Origin of the sequence: Pseudoduganella sp. RAF53_2 (genome assembly GCF_052113985.1) — a bacterium.
GTDB lineage: Bacteria > Pseudomonadota > Gammaproteobacteria > Burkholderiales > Burkholderiaceae_D > Rugamonas.
This window is the reverse complement of sequence record NZ_JBFRDW010000962.1, coordinates 1-1,500: the sequence shown is the minus strand read 5'-3', so window position 1 is coordinate 1,500 and position 1,500 is coordinate 1. Positions and strand designations below refer to the sequence as shown.

The window sequence follows — 1,500 nt, the reverse complement described above, 5'->3', positions numbered from 1 at the left end:
GTACCGGATTCGATCTTCGACAGGTCCAGAATGTCGTTAATCAGTGTCAGCAGGTCGGAACCGGAGCCGTGAATCGTCTTCGCGAATTCCACCTGCTTGCCGGACAGGTTGCCTTCCGGGTTATCGCCCAGCTGCTGCGCCAGAATCAGCAGGGAGTTCAGTGGCGTCCGCAGTTCGTGCGACATATTCGCCAGGAACTCGGACTTGTACTTGGAGGACAGGGCCAGCTGGGTCGCCTTTTCTTCCAGCGCCAGTTTCGCCTGTTCCACCTCGCGGTTCTTACGTTCCACCTCGATGTTCTGCTCGGACAGCAGACGCGCTTTCTCCGCCAGCTCCTGGTTGGTCTGCTGCAGTTCCTGCGCCAGCGACTGGGACTGGGTCAGCAGCGATTCGGTACGGCTGTTCGCCTCGATGGTGTTCAGCACCACGCCGATGGATTCCATCAGCTGGTCGAGGAAGGACAGGTGGGTTTCGGTAAAGCGGTCCAGCGACGCAATCTCGATCACCGCCTTCACCTGCTGTTCGAACAGAATCGGCAGCACCACGATATTGGTTGGCGGCGCCGCACCCAGGCCGGAGCTAACGACGATGTAATCGCGCGGTACGTCGGTCAGCCAGATACGCACTTTCTCCAGCGCGCACTGGCCCACCAGGCCTTCGCCCGGCAGGAAGGAGGTCGGCAGCTTGCGGGAGGAACGGTAGCCGTAGCTCGCGATCATGCGCAGGCGGGCGTCGGCGGTCTGCGAGTCCATCATGTAGAACACGCCGTGGTGCGCAGACACCAGCGGCGCCAGCTCGGACAAAATCAGTTTCGTCACGGCCTGCAGGTCGCGCTGGCCTTGCAGCAGGCGGGTGAAACGCGCCAGGTTGGTTTTCAACCAGTCCTGCTGTGCATTCTTCTGCGTGGTTTCCTTCAGGTTGCGGATCATCTCATTGATGTTGTCCTTCAGGTAGGACACCTCGCCGCGCGCTTCCACCTGAATGGAACGGGACAAGTCGCCGCGCGTCACGGCGGTTGCCACCTCGGCAATCGCGCGCACCTGGTTGGTCAGGTTTGCCGCCAGCTGGTTCACGTTCTCGGTCAAGTCCTTCCACGTACCCGCTACACCGGACACGTTTGCCTGGCCGCCCAGCTTACCTTCCGTACCCACCTCGCGCGCCACACGGGTCACTTCCGATGCGAAGGAGGACAACTGGTCCACCATCACGTTGATGGTGTCTTTCAGTTCCAGGATCTCGCCCTTCACGTCCACGGTAATCTTCTTGGACAAGTCGCCGCGTGCCACAGCGGTGGTCACCGCCGCGATATTACGCACCTGGCCCGTCAGGTTGGACGCCATGAAGTTCACGTTGTCGGTCAAGTCCTTCCAGGTACCGCCGACGCCCGGCACATAGGCCTGGCCGCCCAGCTTACCTTCCGTACCCACCTCACGTGCCACGCGGGTCACTTCGGATGCGAAAGAGGACAACTGGTCCACCATGACGTTAATGGTGTTCTTC

At 60.9% G+C, this 1,500-nt stretch carries 1 protein-coding gene; it reads right to left on the bottom strand.

Going from position 1 to position 1,500, the window contains the following annotated elements; all coding sequences use genetic code 11:
- Nucleotides 1-1,500, bottom strand: a 1,500-nt coding sequence (locus AB4Z11_RS31440; protein WP_442030061.1) for a GAF domain-containing protein, incomplete at both ends; no start/stop codon positions are given.